The sequence below is a fragment of the Pseudomonas sp. AF32 genome, assembly GCF_022342325.2.
GTDB classification, from domain to species: Bacteria; Pseudomonadota; Gammaproteobacteria; order Pseudomonadales; family Pseudomonadaceae; genus Aquipseudomonas; species Aquipseudomonas uvaldensis.
Genome location: NZ_RQJK02000001.1, coordinates 376,552 through 397,092 on the forward strand (window position 1 = coordinate 376,552; position 20,541 = coordinate 397,092).

General features: G+C 60.7%; 16 protein-coding genes. 14 read left to right on the forward strand and 2 right to left on the reverse strand.

Annotation, left to right across the window (positions count from 1 at the left end; translation table 11 throughout):
- Positions 1–197 precede the first annotated feature (197 nt).
- The 9 genes from EGM97_RS01870 to EGM97_RS01910 all read left to right on the forward strand — a co-directional run bounded on the left by EGM97_RS01870 (position 198) and on the right by EGM97_RS01910 (position 12,812).
- Complete coding sequence (locus EGM97_RS01870) at positions 198–1,799, forward strand: ABC transporter substrate-binding protein (protein ID WP_238961599.1); 1,602 nt, start codon at positions 198–200, stop codon at positions 1,797–1,799.
- A gap of 255 nt (positions 1,800–2,054) precedes the next feature.
- Positions 2,055–3,680 (forward strand): ABC transporter substrate-binding protein, encoded by a 1,626-nt coding sequence (locus EGM97_RS01875; RefSeq protein ID WP_238961600.1) that lies wholly within the window; start codon positions 2,055–2,057, stop codon positions 3,678–3,680.
- A gap of 304 nt (positions 3,681–3,984) precedes the next feature.
- A complete protein-coding gene (locus EGM97_RS01880) occupies positions 3,985–5,589 on the forward strand; it encodes an ABC transporter substrate-binding protein (RefSeq protein WP_238961601.1) in 1,605 nt (534 codons plus the stop codon).
- 170 nt (positions 5,590–5,759) lie between these two features.
- A complete protein-coding gene (locus tag EGM97_RS01885) occupies positions 5,760–7,175 on the forward strand; it encodes an OprD family porin (protein ID WP_238961602.1) in 1,416 nt (471 codons plus the stop codon).
- 76 nt (positions 7,176–7,251) lie between these two features.
- Positions 7,252–8,847, forward strand: coding sequence for an ABC transporter substrate-binding protein (locus tag EGM97_RS01890; RefSeq protein ID WP_238961603.1), 1,596 nt, complete (start codon positions 7,252–7,254; stop codon positions 8,845–8,847).
- A 73-nt stretch (positions 8,848–8,920) separates the two neighbouring features.
- On the forward strand, positions 8,921–9,931 hold the full coding sequence (locus EGM97_RS01895) for an ABC transporter permease subunit (protein WP_053152201.1): 1,011 nt from the start codon (positions 8,921–8,923) through the stop codon (positions 9,929–9,931).
- 10 nt (positions 9,932–9,941) lie between these two features.
- A complete protein-coding gene (locus tag EGM97_RS01900) occupies positions 9,942–10,853 on the forward strand; it encodes an ABC transporter permease subunit (RefSeq protein ID WP_053152199.1) in 912 nt (303 codons plus the stop codon).
- 10 nt (positions 10,854–10,863) lie between these two features.
- Complete coding sequence (locus EGM97_RS01905; RefSeq protein WP_238961604.1) at positions 10,864–11,832, forward strand: ABC transporter ATP-binding protein; 969 nt, start codon at positions 10,864–10,866, stop codon at positions 11,830–11,832.
- On the forward strand, positions 11,832–12,812 hold the full coding sequence (locus EGM97_RS01910; RefSeq protein WP_139648254.1) for a peptide ABC transporter ATP-binding protein: 981 nt from the start codon (positions 11,832–11,834) through the stop codon (positions 12,810–12,812). Before EGM97_RS01905 ends, EGM97_RS01910 begins: the two co-directional genes overlap by 1 nt.
- 53 nt (positions 12,813–12,865) lie before the next feature.
- Here the strand turns inward: EGM97_RS01910 and EGM97_RS01915 are convergent, their stop codons facing one another.
- Both EGM97_RS01915 and EGM97_RS01920 read right to left on the reverse strand, forming a co-directional pair.
- Complete coding sequence (locus tag EGM97_RS01915; RefSeq protein ID WP_238961605.1) at positions 12,866–13,114, reverse strand: hypothetical protein; 249 nt, start codon at positions 13,112–13,114, stop codon at positions 12,866–12,868.
- A 413-nt stretch (positions 13,115–13,527) separates the two neighbouring features.
- Entirely contained in the window at positions 13,528–15,111 is a 1,584-nt protein-coding gene (locus tag EGM97_RS01920; RefSeq protein WP_053152188.1) for a peptide chain release factor 3, read from the reverse strand.
- Positions 15,112–15,470: 359 nt separating this feature from the next.
- On the opposite strand from EGM97_RS01920, the gene EGM97_RS01925 reads away from it, so the two are divergent.
- From EGM97_RS01925 to EGM97_RS01945, 5 genes are all read left to right on the forward strand, one after another.
- A complete protein-coding gene (locus EGM97_RS01925) occupies positions 15,471–16,160 on the forward strand; it encodes an ABC transporter permease (protein ID WP_238961637.1) in 690 nt (229 codons plus the stop codon).
- 23 nt (positions 16,161–16,183) lie between these two features.
- On the forward strand, positions 16,184–17,077 hold the full coding sequence (locus tag EGM97_RS01930; protein ID WP_238961606.1) for a glycine betaine ABC transporter substrate-binding protein: 894 nt from the start codon (positions 16,184–16,186) through the stop codon (positions 17,075–17,077).
- 12 nt (positions 17,078–17,089) lie between these two features.
- Positions 17,090–17,743, forward strand: a complete 654-nt coding sequence (locus EGM97_RS01935; RefSeq protein ID WP_238961607.1) for an ABC transporter permease — start codon at positions 17,090–17,092, stop codon at positions 17,741–17,743.
- On the forward strand, positions 17,740–18,897 hold the full coding sequence (locus EGM97_RS01940; protein WP_238961608.1) for an osmoprotectant ABC transporter ATP-binding protein OsmV: 1,158 nt from the start codon (positions 17,740–17,742) through the stop codon (positions 18,895–18,897). The genes EGM97_RS01935 and EGM97_RS01940 overlap by 4 nt, the downstream gene beginning before the upstream one ends.
- A gap of 410 nt (positions 18,898–19,307) precedes the next feature.
- Complete coding sequence (locus EGM97_RS01945) at positions 19,308–20,471, forward strand: type III PLP-dependent enzyme (RefSeq protein ID WP_053152177.1); 1,164 nt, start codon at positions 19,308–19,310, stop codon at positions 20,469–20,471.
- The last annotated feature ends 70 nt before the right edge of the window (positions 20,472–20,541 follow it).

Here is a 20,541-nt window from a genome sequence, read left to right on the forward strand (position 1 = left end):
CGATTGCGCTGGATCCGTCGACGCAGATGTCGAATGACAGACCGCCATCGCGAGCAGGCTCGCTCCCACTATGGGTCGGTGCACGCCTTCAACCGCTATGCCCAAACCCAGGGGTCCCCCTCACTTTTGGCTATTTCCCCCGCCGCCCTCTACAACGCTACTCTTCGCCCATCCGTCGCCATCACCCAAGGGTTTTCATGGACAGAACCACCTTCAAACCATTGCTGCTCACCCTCACCCTGATCGGCAGCATCCCAATGGCCCAGGCCGCCACCACCCTGGTCTACTGCTCCGAAGCCAGCCCCGCCGGGTTCGATCCCAGCCAATACACCAGCGGCACCGATTTCGACGCTTCGGCCGAAACCGTCTTCAACCGCCTCACTCAATTCAAGCGCGGCGGCACCGAAGTCGAACCGGGGCTGGCGACAAGCTGGGACGTGTCTGCCGACGGTCTGGCCTATACCTTCCACCTGCGCGAAGGCGTCAAGTTCCACACCACCGACTACTTCACCCCCACCCGCGATTTCAACGCGGACGATGTGGTGTTCACCTTCCAGCGGCTGCTCGACCCGCAGCACCCGTTCCGCCAAGCCTACCCCACCGAGTCACCCTACTTCACCGACATGGGCCTGAACACCACGATCAAGCGCGTCGAAAAGATCGACGAGCACACCGTGCGCTTCAACCTGAACAACGTCGATGCCGCTTTCGTGCAGAACCTGGCGATGAGTTTTGCGTCGGTGCAGTCCGCCGAATACGCCGCGCAGTTATTAAAGGAAGGCAAGGCCGGCGACCTCAATCAGAAACCCGTTGGCACCGGCCCGTTCGTGTTCAAGCGCTATCAGAAGGACTCGCAGATCCGCTACGCCGTCAACACCGCGTACTGGAAACCCGAAGATGTCAGAATCGACAACCTGATCTTCTCCATCACTCCCGACGCCGCCGTGCGCCTGCAAAAGCTCAAGCGCAATGAATGCCAGGTCAGCGGCTACCCGCGCCCCGCCGACATCGAGATCATGGAGAAGGATCCGAACCTGCGGGTGCTCAGGCAGCCCGGCTTTAACCTGGGCTTCCTGGCCTACAACGTGACGCACCCGCCCCTGGACCAACTCAAGGTCCGCCAGGCGCTGGACATGGCCATCGACAAGCCGGCAATCATCAAAGCCGTGTACCAGAGCGCCGGGCAACTGGCGCAGAACGCTTTGCCACCGGCCCAGTGGTCGTTCGACCCGGCCATCAAGGACGCGCCCCATGACGTGACCAAGGCCAAGGCGCTACTCCAGGAAGCCGGGGTTGCGCCGGGTACTACCATCAATTTATGGGCGATGACGGTGCAGCGCGCCTCCAACCCCAACGCGCGGATGTCAGCGCAGATGATCCAGCAGGACTGGGCGAAAATCGGGATCAAGGCCAACATCGTCAGCTATGAATGGGGCGAGTACATCAAGCGTGCCAAGAACGGCGAGCACGACGCGATGATCTACGGCTGGACCGGCGACAACGGCGACCCGGACAACTGGCTGGGGGTGCTCTACAGCTGCGCGGCGGTCAAGGGCAGCAACTATGCCAAGTGGTGCGACCCCGCCTACGACAAGCTGATCCAACAGGCCAAGGTCTCCACCGACCGCCAGCAGCGCATCGACCTGTACCGGCAGGCACAACAAATCCTCAAGCAACAGGTGCCCATTACACCGATTGCGAACTCCACGGTGTTCCAGCCGATAAACAAAAACGTGGTGGATTTCAAACTCAGTCCCTTTGGTCTCACACCCTTCTACGGCGTGGGTTTGCAGAAGTGAAACCCGCCCCAAACCGGTGCTTGGCGCCTCTGTCGCGCACCGGTAAAGGGCGCCTTTTGCACCTAAAAAACCCACGCAAACGATCAACAGCGTCAGAAGTTACACGGATGCGACATTAAGGTACGTTCGTGCCACTGTTTCAGATTTGGAACCGCTCTGGATCTTGCATTGGGTATGGGGCCTGCATAAGTATCCGCAGGACGACTCACGAGGTCGCCCTCAAATCCAAAAATGACAACAAATCATGAGGCCAACATGCTTAAACACGCGGTCATTCCGTTTTTAGTCGGCGCAGGCTTATTGGCCAGCGCACCCTTCGCCCAAGCGGCGGCTAACCTGGTGTTCTGCTCCGAAGGCAGCCCCGCCGGCTTCGACCCGGGTCAATACACCACCGGAACCGACTTCGACGCCTCTGCAGAAACCATGTTCAACCGCCTCACCCAGTTCGAGCGCGGCGGCACCGCCGTGATTCCTGGCCTGGCGACCAAGTGGGATATTTCCGAAGACGGTCTGAGCTACACCTTCCACCTGCGTGAAGGCGTCAAGTTCCACACCACCCCTTACTTCAAGCCGACTCGTGAGTTCAACGCCGACGACGTCCTGTTCACCTTCAATCGCATGATTAACAAGGATGATCCGTTCCGTAAGGCGTACCCGACCGAATTCCCGTACTTCACCGACATGGGGATGGACACCAACATCACCAAGATCGAAAAAGTCGACGACCACACCGTCAAGTTCACCCTCAAGGATGTCGACGCTGCATTCATCCAGAACATGGCCATGAGCTTCGCCTCGATCCAGTCCGCCGAATATGCGGCCCAGCTGCTCAAGGAAGGCAAGGCTCCGGACATCAACCAGAAGCCGATCGGCACTGGCCCGTTCGTGTTCAAGAGCTACCAGAAAGACTCCAACATCCGTTACACCGGGAACAAGGATTACTGGAACCCTTCCGACGTGAAGATCGACAACCTGATCTTCGCCATCACCACCGACCCGTCGGTGCGTATCCAGAAGCTGAAGAAGAACGAGTGCCAGGTCACCCTCTTCCCGCGTCCCGCCGACCTCAAGGCGCTGAAGGACGACAAGGCCCTGAAGATGCCTGACCAGGCCGGCTTCAACCTGGGTTACATCGCCTACAACGTGATGGACAAGATCAAGGGCAGCAACGAGCCGAACGTGCTCGCCAACCTCAAGGTCCGCCAGGCGCTGGACATGGCGGTCAACAAGCCGCAGATCATCGACTCGGTCTACCAGGGCGCCGGCCAGCTGGCGGTCAACGCCATGCCTCCGACCCAATGGTCCTACGACACCACGATCAAGGACGCCAAGTACGATCCTGAGAAAGCCAAGGAGCTGCTCAAGGAAGCCGGCGTTAAGGAAGGCACCAACATCACCCTGTGGGCGATGCCGGTCCAGCGTCCATACAACCCGAACGCCAAGCTTATGGCTGAAATGCTCCAGTCCGACTGGAAGAAAATCGGCCTGAACGTGAACATCGTCAGCTACGAATGGGGCGAGTACATCAAGCGTTCCAAGGGCGGCGAGAACCAGGCGATGATCATCGGCTGGAGCGGTGACAACGGTGACCCGGACAACTGGCTCAACGTGCTGTTCGGTTGCGACTCCCTGAGTGGCAACAACTTCTCCAAATGGTGTGACAAGAAGTTCGACGGACTGGTCAAGGAAGCCAAGCGCACCACCGACCAGGCCAAGCGCACCGAATTGTACAAACAGGCACAACACGTCCTCAAGGACGCCGTGCCAATGACACCTATCGCTCACTCGACGGTGTATCAACCCATGCGCGCCAACGTGCAGGACTTCAAGATCAGCCCGTTTGGCTTGAACTCCTTCTACGGCGTCAGCGTCAGCAACTGAAGGTATGCAACGGCGGCGTCTTCTGACGGCGCCGTTGCTTTATCTGCCAAGACCCGGGAAATCGCCTGCGTCCCACTCTTCCTGCGTATTCCCGTAGCCGGTCGAGGACGTATCGCCCTTTCTCACAAGTCTTTCAGGCGTTACGCATTTACTGCCCGAACCACGGCCCATACCGTTGGCGCCGGGCAGATCTGCCAGCCCTGCGGCATCGCTGTACACAATGGAATGAGCCCAGTGTTCCCGGCCCCGTCCCCGGACGGACGCCGGTTCACTGTCAAACACCCCGAACGAGAGAGGGAGCGTCATGCGCCATACCCTGGTTTTATCCGCATTGCTGAGTACTGGCCTGCTGGCCGCGACATCCGCCGCCCAGGCCGCCACCGGTGGCAGCCTGGTGTTCTGTTCCGAAGGCAGCCCCGCCGGTTTTGACACCGCGCAGTACACCACCGCTACTGACAACGATGCCGCCGAACCGCTGTACAACCGCCTGGCCGAGTTTGAAAAGGGCGCGACCAATGTCGTACCGGGCCTGGCGACGAGCTGGGATATTTCCGAAGACGGTTTGAAATACACCTTCCACCTGCGCGAAGGGGTGAAGTTCCACACCACCGACTATTTCACGCCAACCCGGGATTTCAACGCCGACGACGTGGTGTTCACGTTCACCCGCATGCTCGATCCGCAGCATCCGTTCCGCAAGGCCTACCCCACCGAGTTCCCGTACTTCAACGGCATGAGCCTGAACAAGAACATTGCCAAGGTGGAAAAGACCGGGCCGTTGACGGTGGTCATGACCCTCAACAGCGTGGACGCCGCGTTCATCCAGAACATCGCCATGAGCTTCGCCTCGATTCTGTCGGCCGAGTACGCCGACCAGTTGCTCAAGGACGGCAAGCCGAGCGACATCAACCAGAAGCCCATCGGCACCGGGCCGTTCGAGTTCAAGAGCTACCAGAAGGACTCCAACATCCGCTACGTCGCCAACAAGCAGTACTGGGCGCCGGAACGGGTCAAGCTGAACAACCTGATTTTCTCCATCAACACCGACGCCTCGGTGCGGGTGCAGAAGCTCAAGGCCAACGAATGCCAGATCACCCTGCATCCGCGTCCGGCCGACGTGCCGGCTTTGAAGAACGATCCCAAGCTGCAACTGATCGAAAAGCCTGGCTTCAACCTCGGCTACATCGCCTATAACACCCGTCACAAACCCTTCGACCAGGTGGAAGTACGCCGGGCATTGGACATGGCTGTGAACAAGCAGGGCATCCTCAATGCCGTGTACCAGGGCGCGGGACAACTGGCACAGAACGCCATGCCACCGACCCAGTGGTCCTACGACGACACCATCAAGGACACCCCCTATAACCCGGAAAAAGCCAAGGAGCTGCTCAAGGCCGCCGGGGTCAAGGAAGGCACCGAGATCACTCTGTGGGCCATGCCTGTGCAACGCCCGTATAACCCCAACGCCAAGCTGATGGCCGAGATGCTCCAGGCCGACTGGGCGAAGATCGGTCTGAAGGTGAAAATCGTCAGCTACGAATGGGGCGAGTACATCAAGCGCACCAAGAACGGCGAGCACGACGTCAGCCTGATCGGCTGGACCGGCGACAACGGCGACCCGGACAACTGGCTCGGCACGCTGTACAGCTGTGACGCCATTGGCGGCAACAACTACTCCATGTGGTGCGATCAGGATTACGACAAGTTGATCAAGCAGGCCAAGGTCGTCACCGACCGCGACCAGCGCACCGTGCTCTACAAACAGGCCCAGCAGTTGCTCAAGCAACAAGTGCCGATCACCCCTGTTGCCCACTCGACGGTCAACCAGCCGCTGAGTGCCAAAGTCGAAGGATTCAAGGTCAGTCCCTTCGGTCGCAACGTGTTCTCGGGCGTCAGCCTGAACCCATAACCGATTAGCCCTGCAGCGAGGGCCCCCCCAGGGGCTCTCACGCAGACGTCTTGCCTGAATTCGTCGATCAGGCGCCATGCAAACGTTTGCGGCTGCAATGAGTTGTAAAACCGATAGCCGTATCACCAAAAAAGACCGGCGTTAAAAAGAAAGAAAAAGGAGCGTTACCCATGAAGTTGAGCAGCACCGCGATACTGGCCTTGGCCATCAGCAGCATCACCTCGACGGCCTTTGCAGAATCCCAGAGCCAGGCCGTCACCCCGGTGACCCTCAAGACCACCAGCGAGCAAAGCGAAGCCAAAGGCTTCATCGAAGGCCAATCGGTGACCGGTTCGACCCGCAACTGGTACGCCAACGAGCAGTTCAAGCGCGGCACCAAGCTGACCTACCGTAAAAACGGTGAAGCACGCGAGACCGACCGCCGGATCAACTGGCTGCAAGGCACCATCATCAAGTACAACTCGGGCTTCACCGAAGGCACCGTCGGTTTCAGCACTGAACTGGCCGCCTACAACGCCATCGCCCTGGACCAGGACCGCAAGGACCTGGCGTCCAACAATGGCGGCGCGCCGACCACCCGTCCAGGCGCCGGTAACAACCGTACCTTGACCCGCGAAGGCGGCGACGCCGTCGGCCAGTGGAGCAAACTGGGCCTGGCGAACGTCAAGGCTCGTGTATCGAACACCACCCTGACCGCCGGCCGCCAGAACTTCAGCAGCCCGATGGTCGACGTCATCGGCAACCGTGCCCTGCCCTCCAGCTTCCAGGGTTTAAGCCTGCACAGCGAAGAGCTGGAGAACCTGTCCTTCGACATCGCCACCTTCGACCGCAACTCGCCACGTACCGAACAGAGCCTGCGCAAGTTCCGCTCCGAATACGGCGACAGCAGCGTTGAAACCGATCACGTCAACACCGCCGGTATCACCTACCAGCCTCTGGCCAGCCTGAAGACCAGCCTCTGGGCGACCGAGGCCGAAGACATGTGGAACCAGTACTATTTCGGCGCTACCCATGAACTGGGCGATAGCTCGGTGCTGAGCCTGACCACTGGCCTGAACTACTACAAGACAGTGGACTCGGGCAAAAGCAAACTGGGCGACATCGACAACGACACCTACTCCCTGTCGTTCGGCCTGACCCACCAGGCCCACAGCCTGACGTTCTCGTACCAGCAAGTGAACGGTAACGAGTACTTCGACTACCTGCACGAAACCAACGGCATCTACCTGGCCAACTCCCTGCTGTCGGACTTCAACGGCCCGAACGAGAAATCCTTCCAGATCGCCTATGGCCTGAACATGGCCGAATACGGCGTACCCGGCCTGAAGTTCAACATCTACCAGGCGCGCGGCTGGGGCATCGACGGCACTCACTACAGAAGCACCGGCTACAGCGACGTGACCGCGATGGACGGCGAACACCACTATGAATACGGCATTGGCGCATCCTATGCCGTACAGAGCGGCCCGCTCAAAGCCACCGCGATCCGTGCGACCTATACCGCACACCGCGCCAGTGAAAACCAGGCCGACGGCAGCCTCAACGAGTTCCGCCTGGTCACCACCATCCCGTTCAACATCCTGTAAACCCTGTGCCTGACGGCCGACTCACAAGGTCGGCCGTCAGGCCTTTAACCGTTCAACCGATTGCAGAGGATTGACGATGAACATGATTCCCCTACGCGCAGCCATCGCCGCCGCGCTGCTGAGTGTCGCCGTTGGCGCCACGGCCAAACCCCTGGTGGTTTGCACAGAAGCCAGTCCGGAAGGCTTCGACATGGTCCAGTACACGACTGCAGTCACCGCCGACGCCGTGGCGGAAACCATCTTCAACCGCCTGGCCGACTTCAAGCCCGGCACCACCGAAGTGATTCCGGCCCTGGCCGAATCCTGGGACATCAGTGAAGATGGCCTGACGTACACCTTCCACCTGCGTAAGGGCGTCAAGTTCCACACCACCGAATACTTCAAGCCGACCCGCGAGCTCAATGCCGACGATGTGGTCTGGAGTTTCCAGCGCCAGCTGGACCCGAATCACCCATGGCACAAACTCTCGAGCGTGGGCTTCCCCTACTTTGAAAGCATGGGCTTCAAAGAGCTGCTCAAGAACGTCGAGAAAGTCGACGAGCACACCGTCAAGTTCACCCTGACCCGCCGCGAAGCGCCGTTCCTGGCGGACATCGCCATGGCCTTCTCCTCGATCTACCCGGCCGAATATGCCGATCAGCTGCTCAAGTCCGGCAAGACCGGCGACCTGAACAGCAAGCCGGTCGGCACCGGGCCATTCGTGTTCCAGCGCTACAACAAGGACGCCCAGGTGCGTTTCAAGGCCAACCCGGACTACTTCCGTGGCAAGCCACCGGCCGATGCCCTGGTACTGGCCATCGCCACCGACAACAACGTGCGCCTGCAGAAACTCAAGGCCAACGAATGCCAGGTCGCGCTGTATCCCAAGCCCGATGACATTCCCAGCATCAAGAAAGACGCCAACCTGAAAGTCGACGAACTGGACGCTATGACCGTGTCCTACGTCGCCATGAACACCCAGCACAAGTATCTGAGTGATGTCCGGGTGCGCAAAGCCATCGACATCGCCTTCGACAAAGAGGCTTACGTCAATGCCTTGTTCGGCAAAGGCAACGCCACCGTGGCGGTCAACCCGTACCCACCGACCCTGCTGGGCTTCAATCACGAACTGAAGAACCCGCCCCGTGACCTGGACAAGGCCCGCCAGTTGCTCAAGGAAGCCGGCGTGCCGGAAGGTACCGTGCTGACTTTGTTTACTCGCAACGGCGGCGGCCCGACCAACCCCAACCCAATGCTGGGTGCGCAGATGATGCAGGCCGACCTGGCGAAAGTCGGGATCAAGGTCGACATCCGCGTGATGGAATGGGGTGAAATGCTCAAGCGCGCAAAAAACGGCGAACACGACATGGTCTCCGCCGGATGGGCGGGTGATAACGGCGACCCGGATAACTTCCTGACGCCTATGCTCAGTTGCGAAGCCGCCAAGAACGGCGAAAACTACGCCCGCTGGTGCAACGAGAAATTCCAGGCGCTGATCGACCAGGCCCGCGCCACAGTGAACCCCGAGGAGCGGACCAGGCTCTATGAACAGGCCCAGGTGATTTTCAACCAGGACCAACCATGGATCAGCATGGCCCACACCCGGATGTTCACGGCAATGCGCAAGAACGTAGAGGGCTACTCCATTAGCCCGCTCACCACCAATAACTTCGCCACTACCCAGGTGAAGTAGATAAGAAAGTCCCCGGCACCCTTATCCAAGGGCTGCCGGGCACGCCTAACCGGCTGATGAGGTACACCTGAAGATGTTTAGTTTTATTGCCCGCCGACTGGGATTGTTGATTCCCACGTTCTTCGGCATCACCTTGCTGACCTTCGCGTTGATTCGCATGATCCCCGGCGACCCCGTGGAAGTGATGATGGGCGAACGTCGGGTCGATCCCGAAATGCATGCTCAGGCAATGGAACGCCTTGGCCTCAATAAACCGCTGTATGCCCAGTACCTGGACTACATCGGCAAACTGGCCCACGGCGATCTCGGCGAGTCGCTGCGCACCCGCGAAAGCGTCTGGACCGAGTTCAGCTCCCTGTTTCCCGCGACCCTGGAACTGTCCATGGCCGCCCTGTTGTTCGCCGGTATCCTGGGCCTGTTGGCCGGGGTGATCGCGGCACTCAAGCGAGGATCCCTGTTCGACCATGGGGTGATGGGCGTCTCCCTGGCGGGTTATTCGATGCCGATCTTCTGGTGGGGCCTGATCCTGATCATGTTCTTCTCGGTGTCCCTGGGTTGGACCCCGGTGTCGGGACGGATCGACCTGCTCTACGACATCGAGCCGAAAACCGGCTTCATGCTGATCGACACCCTGCTGGCCGATGAGCCGGGGGCGTTCCTCGATGCCTTGCACCATTTGATCCTGCCGGCCATCGTGCTGGGCACCATTCCGCTGGCGGTGATCGCCCGCATGACCCGTTCTTCGATGCTCGAAGTATTGCGCGAAGACTACATCCGCACCGCCAAGGCCAAAGGCCTGTCGCCGACCCGCGTGGTGTTCGTGCACGGCCTGCGCAACGCGTTGATCCCGGTACTGACCGTGGTCGGCCTGCAAGTCGGCACGCTGCTGGCCGGTGCGGTCCTGACCGAAACGATCTTCTCCTGGCCGGGCATCGGCAAGTGGCTGATCGAAGCCATCGGCGCCCGGGACTATCCCGTGGTGCAGAACGGCATCCTGTTAATCGCCTGCCTGGTGATTCTGGTCAACTTCGTCGTGGACATCCTCTACGGCTTTGCCAACCCACGTATCCGTCACCAGCGCTGAGATCAAATCCATGAGTACTCCAACTCCTTCGGTAGCAGTCGATCAAAGCCTGCTGTATCCGTCTCCTTACAAAGAATTCTGGCAGGCGTTTTCCCGTAACAAGGGCGCCGTGGCCGGGCTGCTGTTCATGATCCTGGTGGTGTTCTGCGCCATCTTCGCGCCGTGGGTCGCACCCCATGACCCGAGCGAACAGTACCGCGACTTCCTGCTGACCCCGCCGGCCTGGCTCGAAGGCGGACAGATGCAGTTCCTGCTGGGCACCGACGAACTGGGTCGCGATCTGCTCTCGCGGCTGATCCAGGGCTCGCGCCTGTCGCTGCTGATCGGCTTGTCGTCGGTGGTCATGTCGCTGATCCCGGGCATCCTGCTGGGGTTGTTCGCCGGGTTCTTCCCGCGCATCCTCGGCCCGACCATCATGCGTCTGATGGATATCATGCTGGCCCTGCCCTCGCTGCTGCTGGCCGTGGCGATCGTCGCCATCCTCGGCCCAGGCCTGATCAATACCGTGATCGCCATCGCCATCGTCTCGCTGCCGTCCTACGTGCGCCTGACCCGCGCCGCGGTGATGGGTGAACTGAACCGCGACTACGTGACCGCCGCCCGCCTGGCCGGTGCCGGCCTGCCGCGCCTGATGTTCATCACCGTACTGCCCAACTGCATGGCGCCGCTGATCGTACAGGCGACCCTGAGCTTTTCCTCGGCGATCCTTGACGCCGCCGCCCTGGGCTTCCTCGGTCTGGGCGTCCAGCCGCCTACCCCGGAATGGGGCACCATGCTGGCCTCGGCCCGCGACTACATCGAACGCGCCTGGTGGGTCGTGAGCCTGCCTGGCTTGACCATTTTGCTCAGCGTGCTGGCAATCAACCTGATGGGCGACGGTTTGCGCGATGCGCTGGACCCGAAACTCAAGAATGCCGCCTGAGGAGATTCCCATGTCACTGCTAGAAATCAAGAATCTCAACGTCCGCTTCGGCGACGCCACCGCCGTCCCGGTGGTCGACGGCCTGGACCTGAGCGTGGAAAAAGGCGAAGTGCTGGCTATCGTCGGCGAATCGGGGTCGGGTAAGTCCGTGACCATGATGGCGCTGATGGGCCTGATCGAACATCCCGGCATCGTGACCGCCGACGCGCTGAACTTCGACGGCAACAACATGCTCAAGCTGAGCGCCCGTCAGCGCCGGCAGATCATCGGCAAGGACCTGGCAATGGTCTTCCAGGACCCGATGACCGCGCTCAACCCCAGCTACACCGTTGGCTTCCAGATCGAAGAAGTGCTGCGCCTGCACCTGAAGATGTCCGGCAAGGCCGCCCGCAAGCGTGCCATCGAGCTGCTGGAAAAAGTCGAGATCCCCGGCGCCGCCAACCGCATGGACGCCTACCCTCACCAACTGTCCGGCGGCATGAGCCAGCGCGTGGCGATTGCCATGGCGATTGCCGGCGAGCCGAAACTGCTGATCGCCGACGAACCGACCACCGCCCTGGACGTGACCATCCAGGCGCAGATCATGGACCTGCTGCTGGCCCTGCAAAAAGAACAGAACATGGGCCTGGTGCTGATCACCCACGACCTGGCCGTGGTGGCTGAAACCGCCCAGCGCGTGTGCGTGATGTACGCCGGGCAAGCCGTGGAAGTCGGCAAGGTACCCGAGCTGTTCGACATTCCGGCCCACCCGTACAGCGAAGCACTGCTGGCGGCGATTCCAGAGCACAGCATGGGCGCCGAACGCCTGGCGACGCTGCCGGGCATCGTTCCCGGTCGCTACGACCGTCCACAAGGTTGTCTGTTGTCGCCGCGCTGTCCGTATGTGCGCGATAACTGCCGTCAACAACGTCCTGCCCTCGACCCGAAAACCAACAGCCTCGCCCGCTGCTTCTACCCGCTGAACCAGGAGGTGGCGTGATGGCCGTCGTACTTACCGCCCGTGACCTGACCCGTCATTACGAAGTGTCCCGTGGCATGTTCAAGGGCCACGCCACCGTGCGTGCCCTCAACGGCGTTTCGTTCGAACTGGAAGCCGGCAAGACCCTGGCTGTGGTGGGCGAATCCGGTTGCGGCAAATCCACCCTCGCCCGGGCCCTGACGCTGATCGAGGAGCCGTCCTCCGGCTCGTTGAAAATCGCCGGCCAGGAAGTCGCCGGTGCCAACAAGGCCGAACGCAAGCAACTGCGCAAAGACGTGCAGATGGTGTTCCAGAGCCCTTACGCCTCCCTCAACCCACGGCAGAAAATCGGTGATCAACTGGCCGAGCCGTTGCTGATCAACACCAACCTGTCGGCGACAGAGCGGCGTGAGAAAGTCCAGGCGATGATGAAGCAGGTGGGTTTGCGTCCCGAGCATTACCAGCGCTACCCGCACATGTTCTCTGGCGGCCAGCGCCAGCGCATCGCCCTGGCCCGCGCCATGATGCTGCAACCCAAGGTGCTGGTGGCGGACGAACCGACCTCGGCGCTGGACGTGTCGATCCAGGCCCAGGTGTTGAACCTGTTCATGGACCTGCAGCAGGAGTTCAACACGGCCTACGTGTTCATTTCCCACAACCTGGCGGTGGTGCAGCACGTCGCCGACGATGTGATGGTGATGTACCTCGGTCGCCCGGTGGAAATGGGCCCCAACGAGTCGATCTACAGCCGCCCGTTGCACCCGTACACCCAAGCGCTGCTGTCGGCCACACCGACCATCCACCCGGACCCGAACAAGCCGAAGATCAAGATCGTCGGCGAACTGCCCAACCCGCTCAACCCACCGCCCGGCTGCGCCTTCCACAAGCGCTGCCCGTACGCCACCGAGCGCTGCAAGACCGAAGAACCGGCCCTGCGTCCGCTCGATAATCGGCTGGTAGCGTGCCATTACGCCGAGCAATTTCTCGACGGCGCGGCGTAGTAAATAGTGCCTTGGGTCGTACCCACACTTGCGCGGGTACGATCCAACGGTCCCTACGTCTGGCTATCGCCTTCTTCATCACCACTGTCTTCCGAATCCGGCCTGTCGACGCTTGAATCGTCACCATCCTGATCGCCGGTGTCTTTTTGATCATCAGTCGCCAGCAGCATCCCGCCCTGCATCACCTGCCCACTCGCAGCGTGCTTTTCATGCTCATCGCATTCAGCCCAAGCGGCTGTAGAGCCCAGGGACAGCATGACCATGACTTTCAGCAGCAACATGACCCGTAGAAACCTGTTCATAACCGATTCCCTCTCTTCTGAATGAAGCCGCGCCCCAACGGCGTCCAGGAAACAGTCCCGAACAGGCAGGCTCACAAAGAGTAGGACGCAGAACCCCAGTCAGAATGCCCTGACCGACAGACCGCTTTCGAATAGAGATTAGTTCGAACAGTTATGGCTGAAAAAGCGGTCCCCTGTGGGAGCGAGCCTGCTCGCGATACGGGGGTCCATTCGACATTGATGCCAGCTGATACACCGTCATCGCGAGCAGGCTCGCTCCCACAGGGGATCTGGGTCGGTTGCATTATTTGTGTTTACTTAAGACTTGATGTGGGCCGGATGCAGGATTTGTGTTCATTGAAAGTCTGATGTGGGAGCGACAATAAAAAACCCCGCTGCTCTCGCAACGGGGTTTCGGTCCGGCCACTCAGTGCTTAATGATGTTCGCGGGTCGCGCGGAATTTCACATCCGGCCAGCGTTCTTCCATCAACGCCAGGTTGACCCGGGTCGGCGCCAGGTAGGTCAGGTGACCGCCGCCGTCCAGTGCCAGGTTTTCCACGGCCTTGTTGGAGAATTCCTCAAGCTTCTTCTTGTCGCTGCAATCGACCCAGCGGGCCGAGTACACGGTGATCGGCTCGTAGGAACACTCGACCTTGTATTCCTCTTTCAAGCGGCTGGCGACCACGTCGAACTGCAGCACGCCCACGGCGCCGAGGATGATGTCGTTGCTGCGTTCCGGGAAGAACACCTGGGTGGCGCCTTCTTCGGCCAGTTGCTGCAAGCCCTGGCGCAGTTGCTTGGACTTGAGCGGGTCTTTCAGGCGCACGCGGCGGAACAGTTCCGGGGCAAAGTGCGGGATGCCGGTGAAGCCCAGGGTTTCGCCTTCGGTGAAGGTGTCGCCGATCTGGATGGTGCCGTGGTTGTGCAGACCGATGATGTCGCCGGCGAACGCTTCTTCAAGCTGCTCGCGCTCCGAGGAGAAGAACGTCAGGGCGTCGCCGATACGCACGTCCTTGCCGGTGCGCACGTGGCGCATCTTCATGCCTTTCTCGTACTTGCCGGAGCAAATGCGCATGAAGGCGATTCGGTCGCGGTGCTTGGGGTCCATGTTCGCCTGGATCTTGAAGATGAAGCCCGAGAACTTCTCTTCCACCGGCTCCACGGTGCGCTCGTTGGCGACCCGGGCCAATGGGCGCGGGGCCCAGTCGACCACGGCGTCGAGCACATGGTCCACGCCGAAGTTGCCCAGGGCGGTACCGAAGAACACCGGGGTCATCTGACCGTCGATGAAGGCCTGCTGGTCGAACTCGTGGCAGGCACCCTGCACCAGCTCCAGTTGCTCGATGAAACGCTCGTACTCGTCGCCCAGGTGCGCGCGCGCCTCGTCGGAGTCCAGCCGTTCGATGATCTTGGTTTCGGTGCGCTCATGACCGTGGCCGGCGGTGTAGACGATGATGTAGTCGCCCGCCAGGTGGTACACGCCCTTGAAGTCGCGGTAGCAGCCAATCGGCCAGGTGATCGGCGCGGCCTTGATCTTCAGGACAGCCTCGATCTCGTCGAGCAGTTCGATGGGGTCGCGGATATCGCGGTCGAGCTTGTTGATGAAGCTGACGATCGGCGTATCCCGCAGACGGCAGACGTCCATCAGGGCGATGGTCCGTGGCTCGACACCCTTACCGCCGTCGAGGACCATCAGCGCCGAGTCCACCGCGGTCAGTGTGCGGTAGGTATCTTCGGAGAAGTCTTCGTGGCCCGGGGTATCGAGCAGGTTGATCATGTGCTCGCGATACGGAAACTGCATGACCGACGTGGTGATGGAAATGCCCCGCTGCTTTTCCATCTCCATCCAGTCGGAGGTGGCATGGCGGTCGGACTTGCGGGATTTCACCGTGCCGGCCACCGCAATCGCCTTGCCCATCAGCAAGAGCTTTTCGGTGATGGTGGTCTTACCCGCGTCGGGGTGGGAAATAATGGCGAAAGTGCGGCGTTTCGCGACTTCGGCGGCCTGTTTGGTCATGGGAAATCGCCTGGCAGGTGATTCAAAAAAAGGGCGGCGATTATAGCTCAACTTGTACCAGGAACCGAACCGTTCAGCACATTGAAGGTGGCCGGTTCCTTCCCGACAGGGGAACCTTTTGCCACGTGCAGACGTCCACCTCCCTGTTACAGCCGTCCGTCAGGATCTTGAAAATCAGCCACTTAGCCTGACGAGGCTGCGCTCATGGCTCGATTGAATCGTCGTTTACCGGCGATAAAAAGGAGCTGCTTCTCGCGAACGTTTTCCTCGGCAAGCCATGAAGCTTGCCGCCAGAGGAGGCGTGCGCCGACTGAAAGAAAAGGAGTCCGCCTGTGGCTATCCGCTATGGCAAAGGGCTTATGGGGGGTGTAGTCGTCATCGCTCTCCTGGCCCTGTTGGTCCACTGGATCGGCATCGATACGATCCAACGTTACCGTGACGACCTGCTGTTTTATCTCCAGGCACACCTGATGCTGGTCCTGGTTTCCATGCTCGCGGCGCTGATCGTGGGCCTTCCCGCCGGCATCGCCCTCAGCCGTCCTGCCATGGCCGGGCGCGCCGAACGCTTCATGCAAATCTTCAACATCGGCAACACCGTGCCGCCCTTGGCGGTACTGGCCATCGCCCTGGGTTTCCTGGGCATCGGCAGCGGTCCTGCCATCTTCGCCCTGTTCCTTGCCTCGCTGCTGCCCATTGTGCGCAACACCTATGAAGGCCTGAAAAATGTCCAGGGTTCGCTCAAGGAAGCCGCCACCGGCATCGGCATGACGCCGCGCCAGGTGCTGTGGAAAGTCGAGTTGCCCAACGCCGTGCCGATCATCGTCGGCGGCGTGCGCGTGGCCCTGGCGATCAATGTCGGCACTGCCCCGCTGGCGTTCCTGATCGGTGCCAACAGCCTCGGCAGCCTGATCTTCCCCGGTATCGCCCTGAACAACCAGCCACAACTGTTGCTCGGCGCGGCCTGCACCGCCCTTCTGGCGTTGCTGCTCGACGGCCTGGTGACACTGGCCAGCCGACTCTGGCTGGAACGCGGGCTGCGCGCCTCGTAAGCCTGGCTGGATAAGGAAACGTTATGAAGAAGTTGAGCTTGATTCTGGGCTGTGTCCTGCTGCTGGCAGGGCTCGCCCAAGCCGCCGAAAAACCTCTGATCCGCCTCGGCGCCCGGGTCTTCACCGAACAGACCCTCTTGGCGGAAATCACCGCCCAATACCTGCGCGGCAAAGGCTATGACGCGCAGATCACCGGCGGACTGGGCAGCAACCTGGCCCGCAGCGCCCATGAAACCGGGCAACTGGACCTGCTTTGGGAATACACCGGTGTGTCGCTGGTGTCCTACAACCACGTCACGGAGAAACTCGACAGTGCGCAATCCTACGCGCGGGTCAAGGAACTCGACGCGAAAAAAGGCCTGACTTGGCTGACGCCATCAAAATTCAGCAACACCTACGCGCTGGCCCTGCCTGAGAAAGTCGCCCGGCAGTACCCCCAGATCAACAACATCAGCCAGCTCAACGCCGTGCTGCAGGCCGAAGCCGACGAGAATCACCTGGTAGCGCTGGACACCGAATTCGCCAACCGCTCCGACGGACTCGCCGGCCTGGTCGAACAGTACGGTCTGAACCTGACGCGAAAGAACATCCGGCAGATGGATGCGGGGCTGGTCTACACCGCCCTGCGCAACGCCCAGGTGTTCGCCGGCCTGGTGTACACCACCGACGGTCGCCTGAACGCGTTCAAGTTGAAGTTGCTGGAAGACGACAAGCATTACTTCCCCGACTACACCGCCGCGCCGGTGGTGCGTCAGGCATTCCTCGATGCACACCCGCAACTGGCTGCCCAGCTCAAGCCCCTGGCCGAGCTGTTCGACGACGAAACCATGCGCCAGCTCAACGCCCGCGTGGACGTCGGTCATGAAAGTCCTTCCACCGTTGCCGCCGATTTCCTGCGTCAGCACCCAATCCCCTGAGGAGGAAAAGCCATGGAACTGTTGAACGCCTTTTCCCATCTCGACTGGCAACAGGTCATCCACCTGACCTGGCAACACGTCACCCTGGTGGGCATCGCTGTGACCCTGGCGATTGTCATCGGCGTGCCGCTGGGAATTTTCATGACCCGCTTCCCGGCGCTCGCCGGCCCGTTGCAGGCCAGCGCCACCGTACTGCTGACCATTCCATCGATTGCGCTGTTCGGCCTGTTGCTGCCGTTCTATTCGAAATTCGGCCAGGGCCTGGGCCCGATGCCGGCGATCACCGCCGTGTTTCTCTATTCCCTGCTGCCGATCATGCGCAACACCTACCTCGCCCTGACTGGCGTGGAACCCGGCATTCGTGAAGCCGCCCGTGGCATCGGCATGACCTTCGGCCAGCGCCTGCGCATGGTCGAACTGCCCATCGCCGTGCCGGTGATCCTGGCCGGCGTGCGCACCGCCGTGGTCATGAACATCGGCGTCATGACCATCGCCGCCACCATCGGCGCCGGTGGGCTGGGCGTGCTCATCCTCGCTTCCATCAGCCGCAGCGACATGTCGATGCTGATCGTCGGCGCCGTGCTGGTCAGTCTCCTGGCCATCTTCGCCGACCTGCTTCTGCAATGGTTGCAACGCTCGCTGACTCCAAAAGGACTACTGAAATGATCGAACTTCAAAACCTCAGCAAAACCTTCAAGAGCAACGGCAAGGACGTCAAGGCCGTGGACTCGGTGAACCTGACCGTCAACGAAGGCGAGATCTGCGTGTTCCTCGGGCCGTCGGGCTGTGGCAAAAGCACCACGCTGAAGATGATCAACCGGCTGATTCCGCCGACCTCGGGCAAGGTGCTGATCAATGGCGAAGACACCACCGGCCTGGATGAGGTGACCCTGCGCCGCAACATCGGCTATGTGATCCAGCAGATCGGCCTGTTCCCCAACATGACCATCGAGGAGAACATCGTGGTGGTGCCCAAGTTGCTGGGCTGGGACAAACAGAAATGCCACGACCGCGCCCGCGAGCTGATGAGCATGATCAAGCTCGAACCCAAACAGTACCTGCATCGCTACCCCCGTGAACTGTCGGGCGGTCAGCAGCAACGGATCGGCGTGATCCGCGCCCTGGCCGCCGAGGCGCCGCTGTTGCTGATGGACGAGCCGTTCGGCGCGGTGGACCCGATCAACCGCGAGATGATCCAGAACGAGTTCTTCGAGATGCAACGGGCGCTGAACAAAACCGTGATCATGGTCAGCCACGACATCGACGAAGCCATCAAGCTGGGGGACAAGATCGCGATCTTCCGTGCCGGCAAATTGATCCAGTGCGACCATCCGGACACCTTGCTGGCGCACCCGGCCGATGAGTTCGTCAGCAACTTCGTCGGCCAGGACAGCACCCTCAAGCGGCTGTTGCTGGTCAAGGCCGAGGACGCGGCGGACAACGCCCCGTCGGTCAGCCCCGAGACCCCGGTGGCCGAGGCGCTGGAGCTGATGGACGAACATGACCGGCGCTACGTGGTGGTCACCTGTGCCGAGAACAAGGCCCTGGGCTATGTACGCCGTCGCGACCTGCACCGCCAGACCGGCACCTGCGGCCAGTACCTGCGCGAGTTCAACGCCACCGCGGCCTACGACGAACACCTGCGGATCCTGCTGTCACGCATGTACGAATTCAACCGCTCGTGGCTGCCGGTGATGGATGCCGAGCGGGTTTTCCTCGGGGAGGTGACCCAGGAATCGATTGCCGAGTACCTGAGCTCCGGGAAATCCCGTGGGGGCAAGACCAGTATCGTGTCGCCGGCCGAAACTGCGCAGACCTGAGGATAATAGGACTCCCCTCGCCACATGTGTTTTGTCTGCCTGTTGACCACAGTTAGGCCCATACACAGCCGATCCGCGGGAACATCAATCTGTCACGCAGGTCGGTTACATCAGGAGCTGTCGCGCGCCGCACGACGAATGCGTGCAAAAACGCGACATTTTTAGTTGATCTCAGGCCCCTCACGCCCTAAAGTTCGCGCCGAACGTCCATGCTGGAAACGATCCATCCGGCTCAAGTACTGACGACGAGACAGCAAGGCCAAGGGATGCACGCATCCCATGGCCTTTTTGCTTTCGGCGACATGCCTTGGGAAGTAGGCGAACCAAAGTGGGGATACGGAGGACGTTCACGAAGGCTGCCAGCCTTCACACCCATTGATCCTGATGTTTGCCAGTAGGAGTCCCAACGTATGTCGATCCAGGTCGAAGATTATTTCGCGCGCGATACCTTTCAGAAAATGAAGGCGTTCGCCGACAAGCAGGAAACCCCGTTCGTGGTGATCGACACCGCGATGATCGCCCAGGCCTATGACGACCTGCGCGCTGGTTTCGAATTCGCCAAGGTCTACTACGCCGTCAAGGCCAACCCGGCGGTGGAAATCATCGACCTGCTCAAGGAAAAAGGCTCGAACTTCGACATCGCCTCGATCTATGAGCTGGACAAGGTCCTGAGCCGTGGCGTACGCCCGGATCAGATCAGCTACGGCAACACCATCAAGAAGTCCAAGGACATCCGCTACTTCTACGACAAGGGCGTGCGCCTGTACGCCACCGACTCCGAAGCCGACTTGCGCAACATCGCCAAGGCCGCACCGGGTTCGAAAGTCTACGTGCGCATCCTCACCGAAGGCTCGACCACCGCTGACTGGCCGCTGTCGCGCAAATTCGGCTGCCAGACCGACATGGCCATGGACCTGCTGATCCTGGCCCGCGACCTGGGCCTGGTGCCCTACGGCATCTCATTCCACGTCGGCTCGCAACAACGCGATATCAGCGTCTGGGACGCGGCGATTGCCAAGGTCAAGGTGATCTTCGAGCGCCTGAAAGAAGAAGACGGCATCGAACTGAAGCTGATCAACATGGGCGGTGGCTTCCCGGCCAACTACATCACTCGCACCAATAGCCTGGAAACCTACGCCGAGGAAATCATCCGCTTCCTCAAGGAAGACTTCGGCGACGACCTGCCGGAAATCATCCTCGAGCCGGGCCGTTCGCTGATCGCCAACGCCGGTATTCTGGTGAGCGAAGTGGTGCTGGTGGCGCGTAAATCCCGTACCGCCGTCGAGCGTTGGGTGTACACCGACGTGGGCAAGTTCTCCGGCCTGATCGAAACCATGGACGAAGCCATCAAGTTCCCGATCTGGACCGAGAAGAAAGGCGAGATGGAAGAAGTGGTCATCGCCGGCCCGACCTGCGACAGCGCCGACATCATGTACGAAAACTACAAGTACGGCCTGCCGCTGAACCTGGCGATCGGTGACCGTTTGTACTGGCTGTCGACCGGTGCCTACACCACCAGCTACAGCGCCGTGGAGTTCAATGGCTTCCCGCCGCTGAAGTCGTTCTACGTTTAACCCGTCGCTCGCCTGGCCCCGAAAGCCCCGCCCATCAAATGAGCGGGGCTTTTTTACGTGTTTATGAATG

What these genes read in the sequence shown, in the direction of transcription:
- EGM97_RS01935 (WP_238961607.1), top strand. Translation starts at nt 17,090, where the DNA reads ATGGAACTGTTGAACGCCTTTTCCCATCTCGACTGGCAACAGGTCATC.
- EGM97_RS01890 (WP_238961603.1), top strand. Translation starts at nt 7,252, where the DNA reads ATGAACATGATTCCCCTACGCGCAGCCATCGCCGCCGCGCTGCTGAGT.
- EGM97_RS01880 (WP_238961601.1), top strand. Translation starts at nt 3,985, where the DNA reads ATGCGCCATACCCTGGTTTTATCCGCATTGCTGAGTACTGGCCTGCTG.
- EGM97_RS01940 (WP_238961608.1), top strand. Translation starts at nt 17,740, where the DNA reads ATGATCGAACTTCAAAACCTCAGCAAAACCTTCAAGAGCAACGGCAAG.
- EGM97_RS01885 (WP_238961602.1), top strand. Translation starts at nt 5,760, where the DNA reads ATGAAGTTGAGCAGCACCGCGATACTGGCCTTGGCCATCAGCAGCATC.
- EGM97_RS01925 (WP_238961637.1), top strand. Translation starts at nt 15,471, where the DNA reads ATGGGGGGTGTAGTCGTCATCGCTCTCCTGGCCCTGTTGGTCCACTGG.
- EGM97_RS01920 (WP_053152188.1), bottom strand. Translation starts at nt 15,111, where the DNA reads ATGACCAAACAGGCCGCCGAAGTCGCGAAACGCCGCACTTTCGCCATT.
- EGM97_RS01900 (WP_053152199.1), top strand. Translation starts at nt 9,942, where the DNA reads ATGAGTACTCCAACTCCTTCGGTAGCAGTCGATCAAAGCCTGCTGTAT.
- EGM97_RS01905 (WP_238961604.1), top strand. Translation starts at nt 10,864, where the DNA reads ATGTCACTGCTAGAAATCAAGAATCTCAACGTCCGCTTCGGCGACGCC.
- EGM97_RS01930 (WP_238961606.1), top strand. Translation starts at nt 16,184, where the DNA reads ATGAAGAAGTTGAGCTTGATTCTGGGCTGTGTCCTGCTGCTGGCAGGG.
- EGM97_RS01915 (WP_238961605.1), bottom strand. Translation starts at nt 13,114, where the DNA reads ATGAACAGGTTTCTACGGGTCATGTTGCTGCTGAAAGTCATGGTCATG.
- EGM97_RS01910 (WP_139648254.1), top strand. Translation starts at nt 11,832, where the DNA reads ATGGCCGTCGTACTTACCGCCCGTGACCTGACCCGTCATTACGAAGTG.
- EGM97_RS01875 (WP_238961600.1), top strand. Translation starts at nt 2,055, where the DNA reads ATGCTTAAACACGCGGTCATTCCGTTTTTAGTCGGCGCAGGCTTATTG.
- EGM97_RS01895 (WP_053152201.1), top strand. Translation starts at nt 8,921, where the DNA reads ATGTTTAGTTTTATTGCCCGCCGACTGGGATTGTTGATTCCCACGTTC.
- EGM97_RS01945 (WP_053152177.1), top strand. Translation starts at nt 19,308, where the DNA reads ATGTCGATCCAGGTCGAAGATTATTTCGCGCGCGATACCTTTCAGAAA.
- EGM97_RS01870 (WP_238961599.1), top strand. Translation starts at nt 198, where the DNA reads ATGGACAGAACCACCTTCAAACCATTGCTGCTCACCCTCACCCTGATC.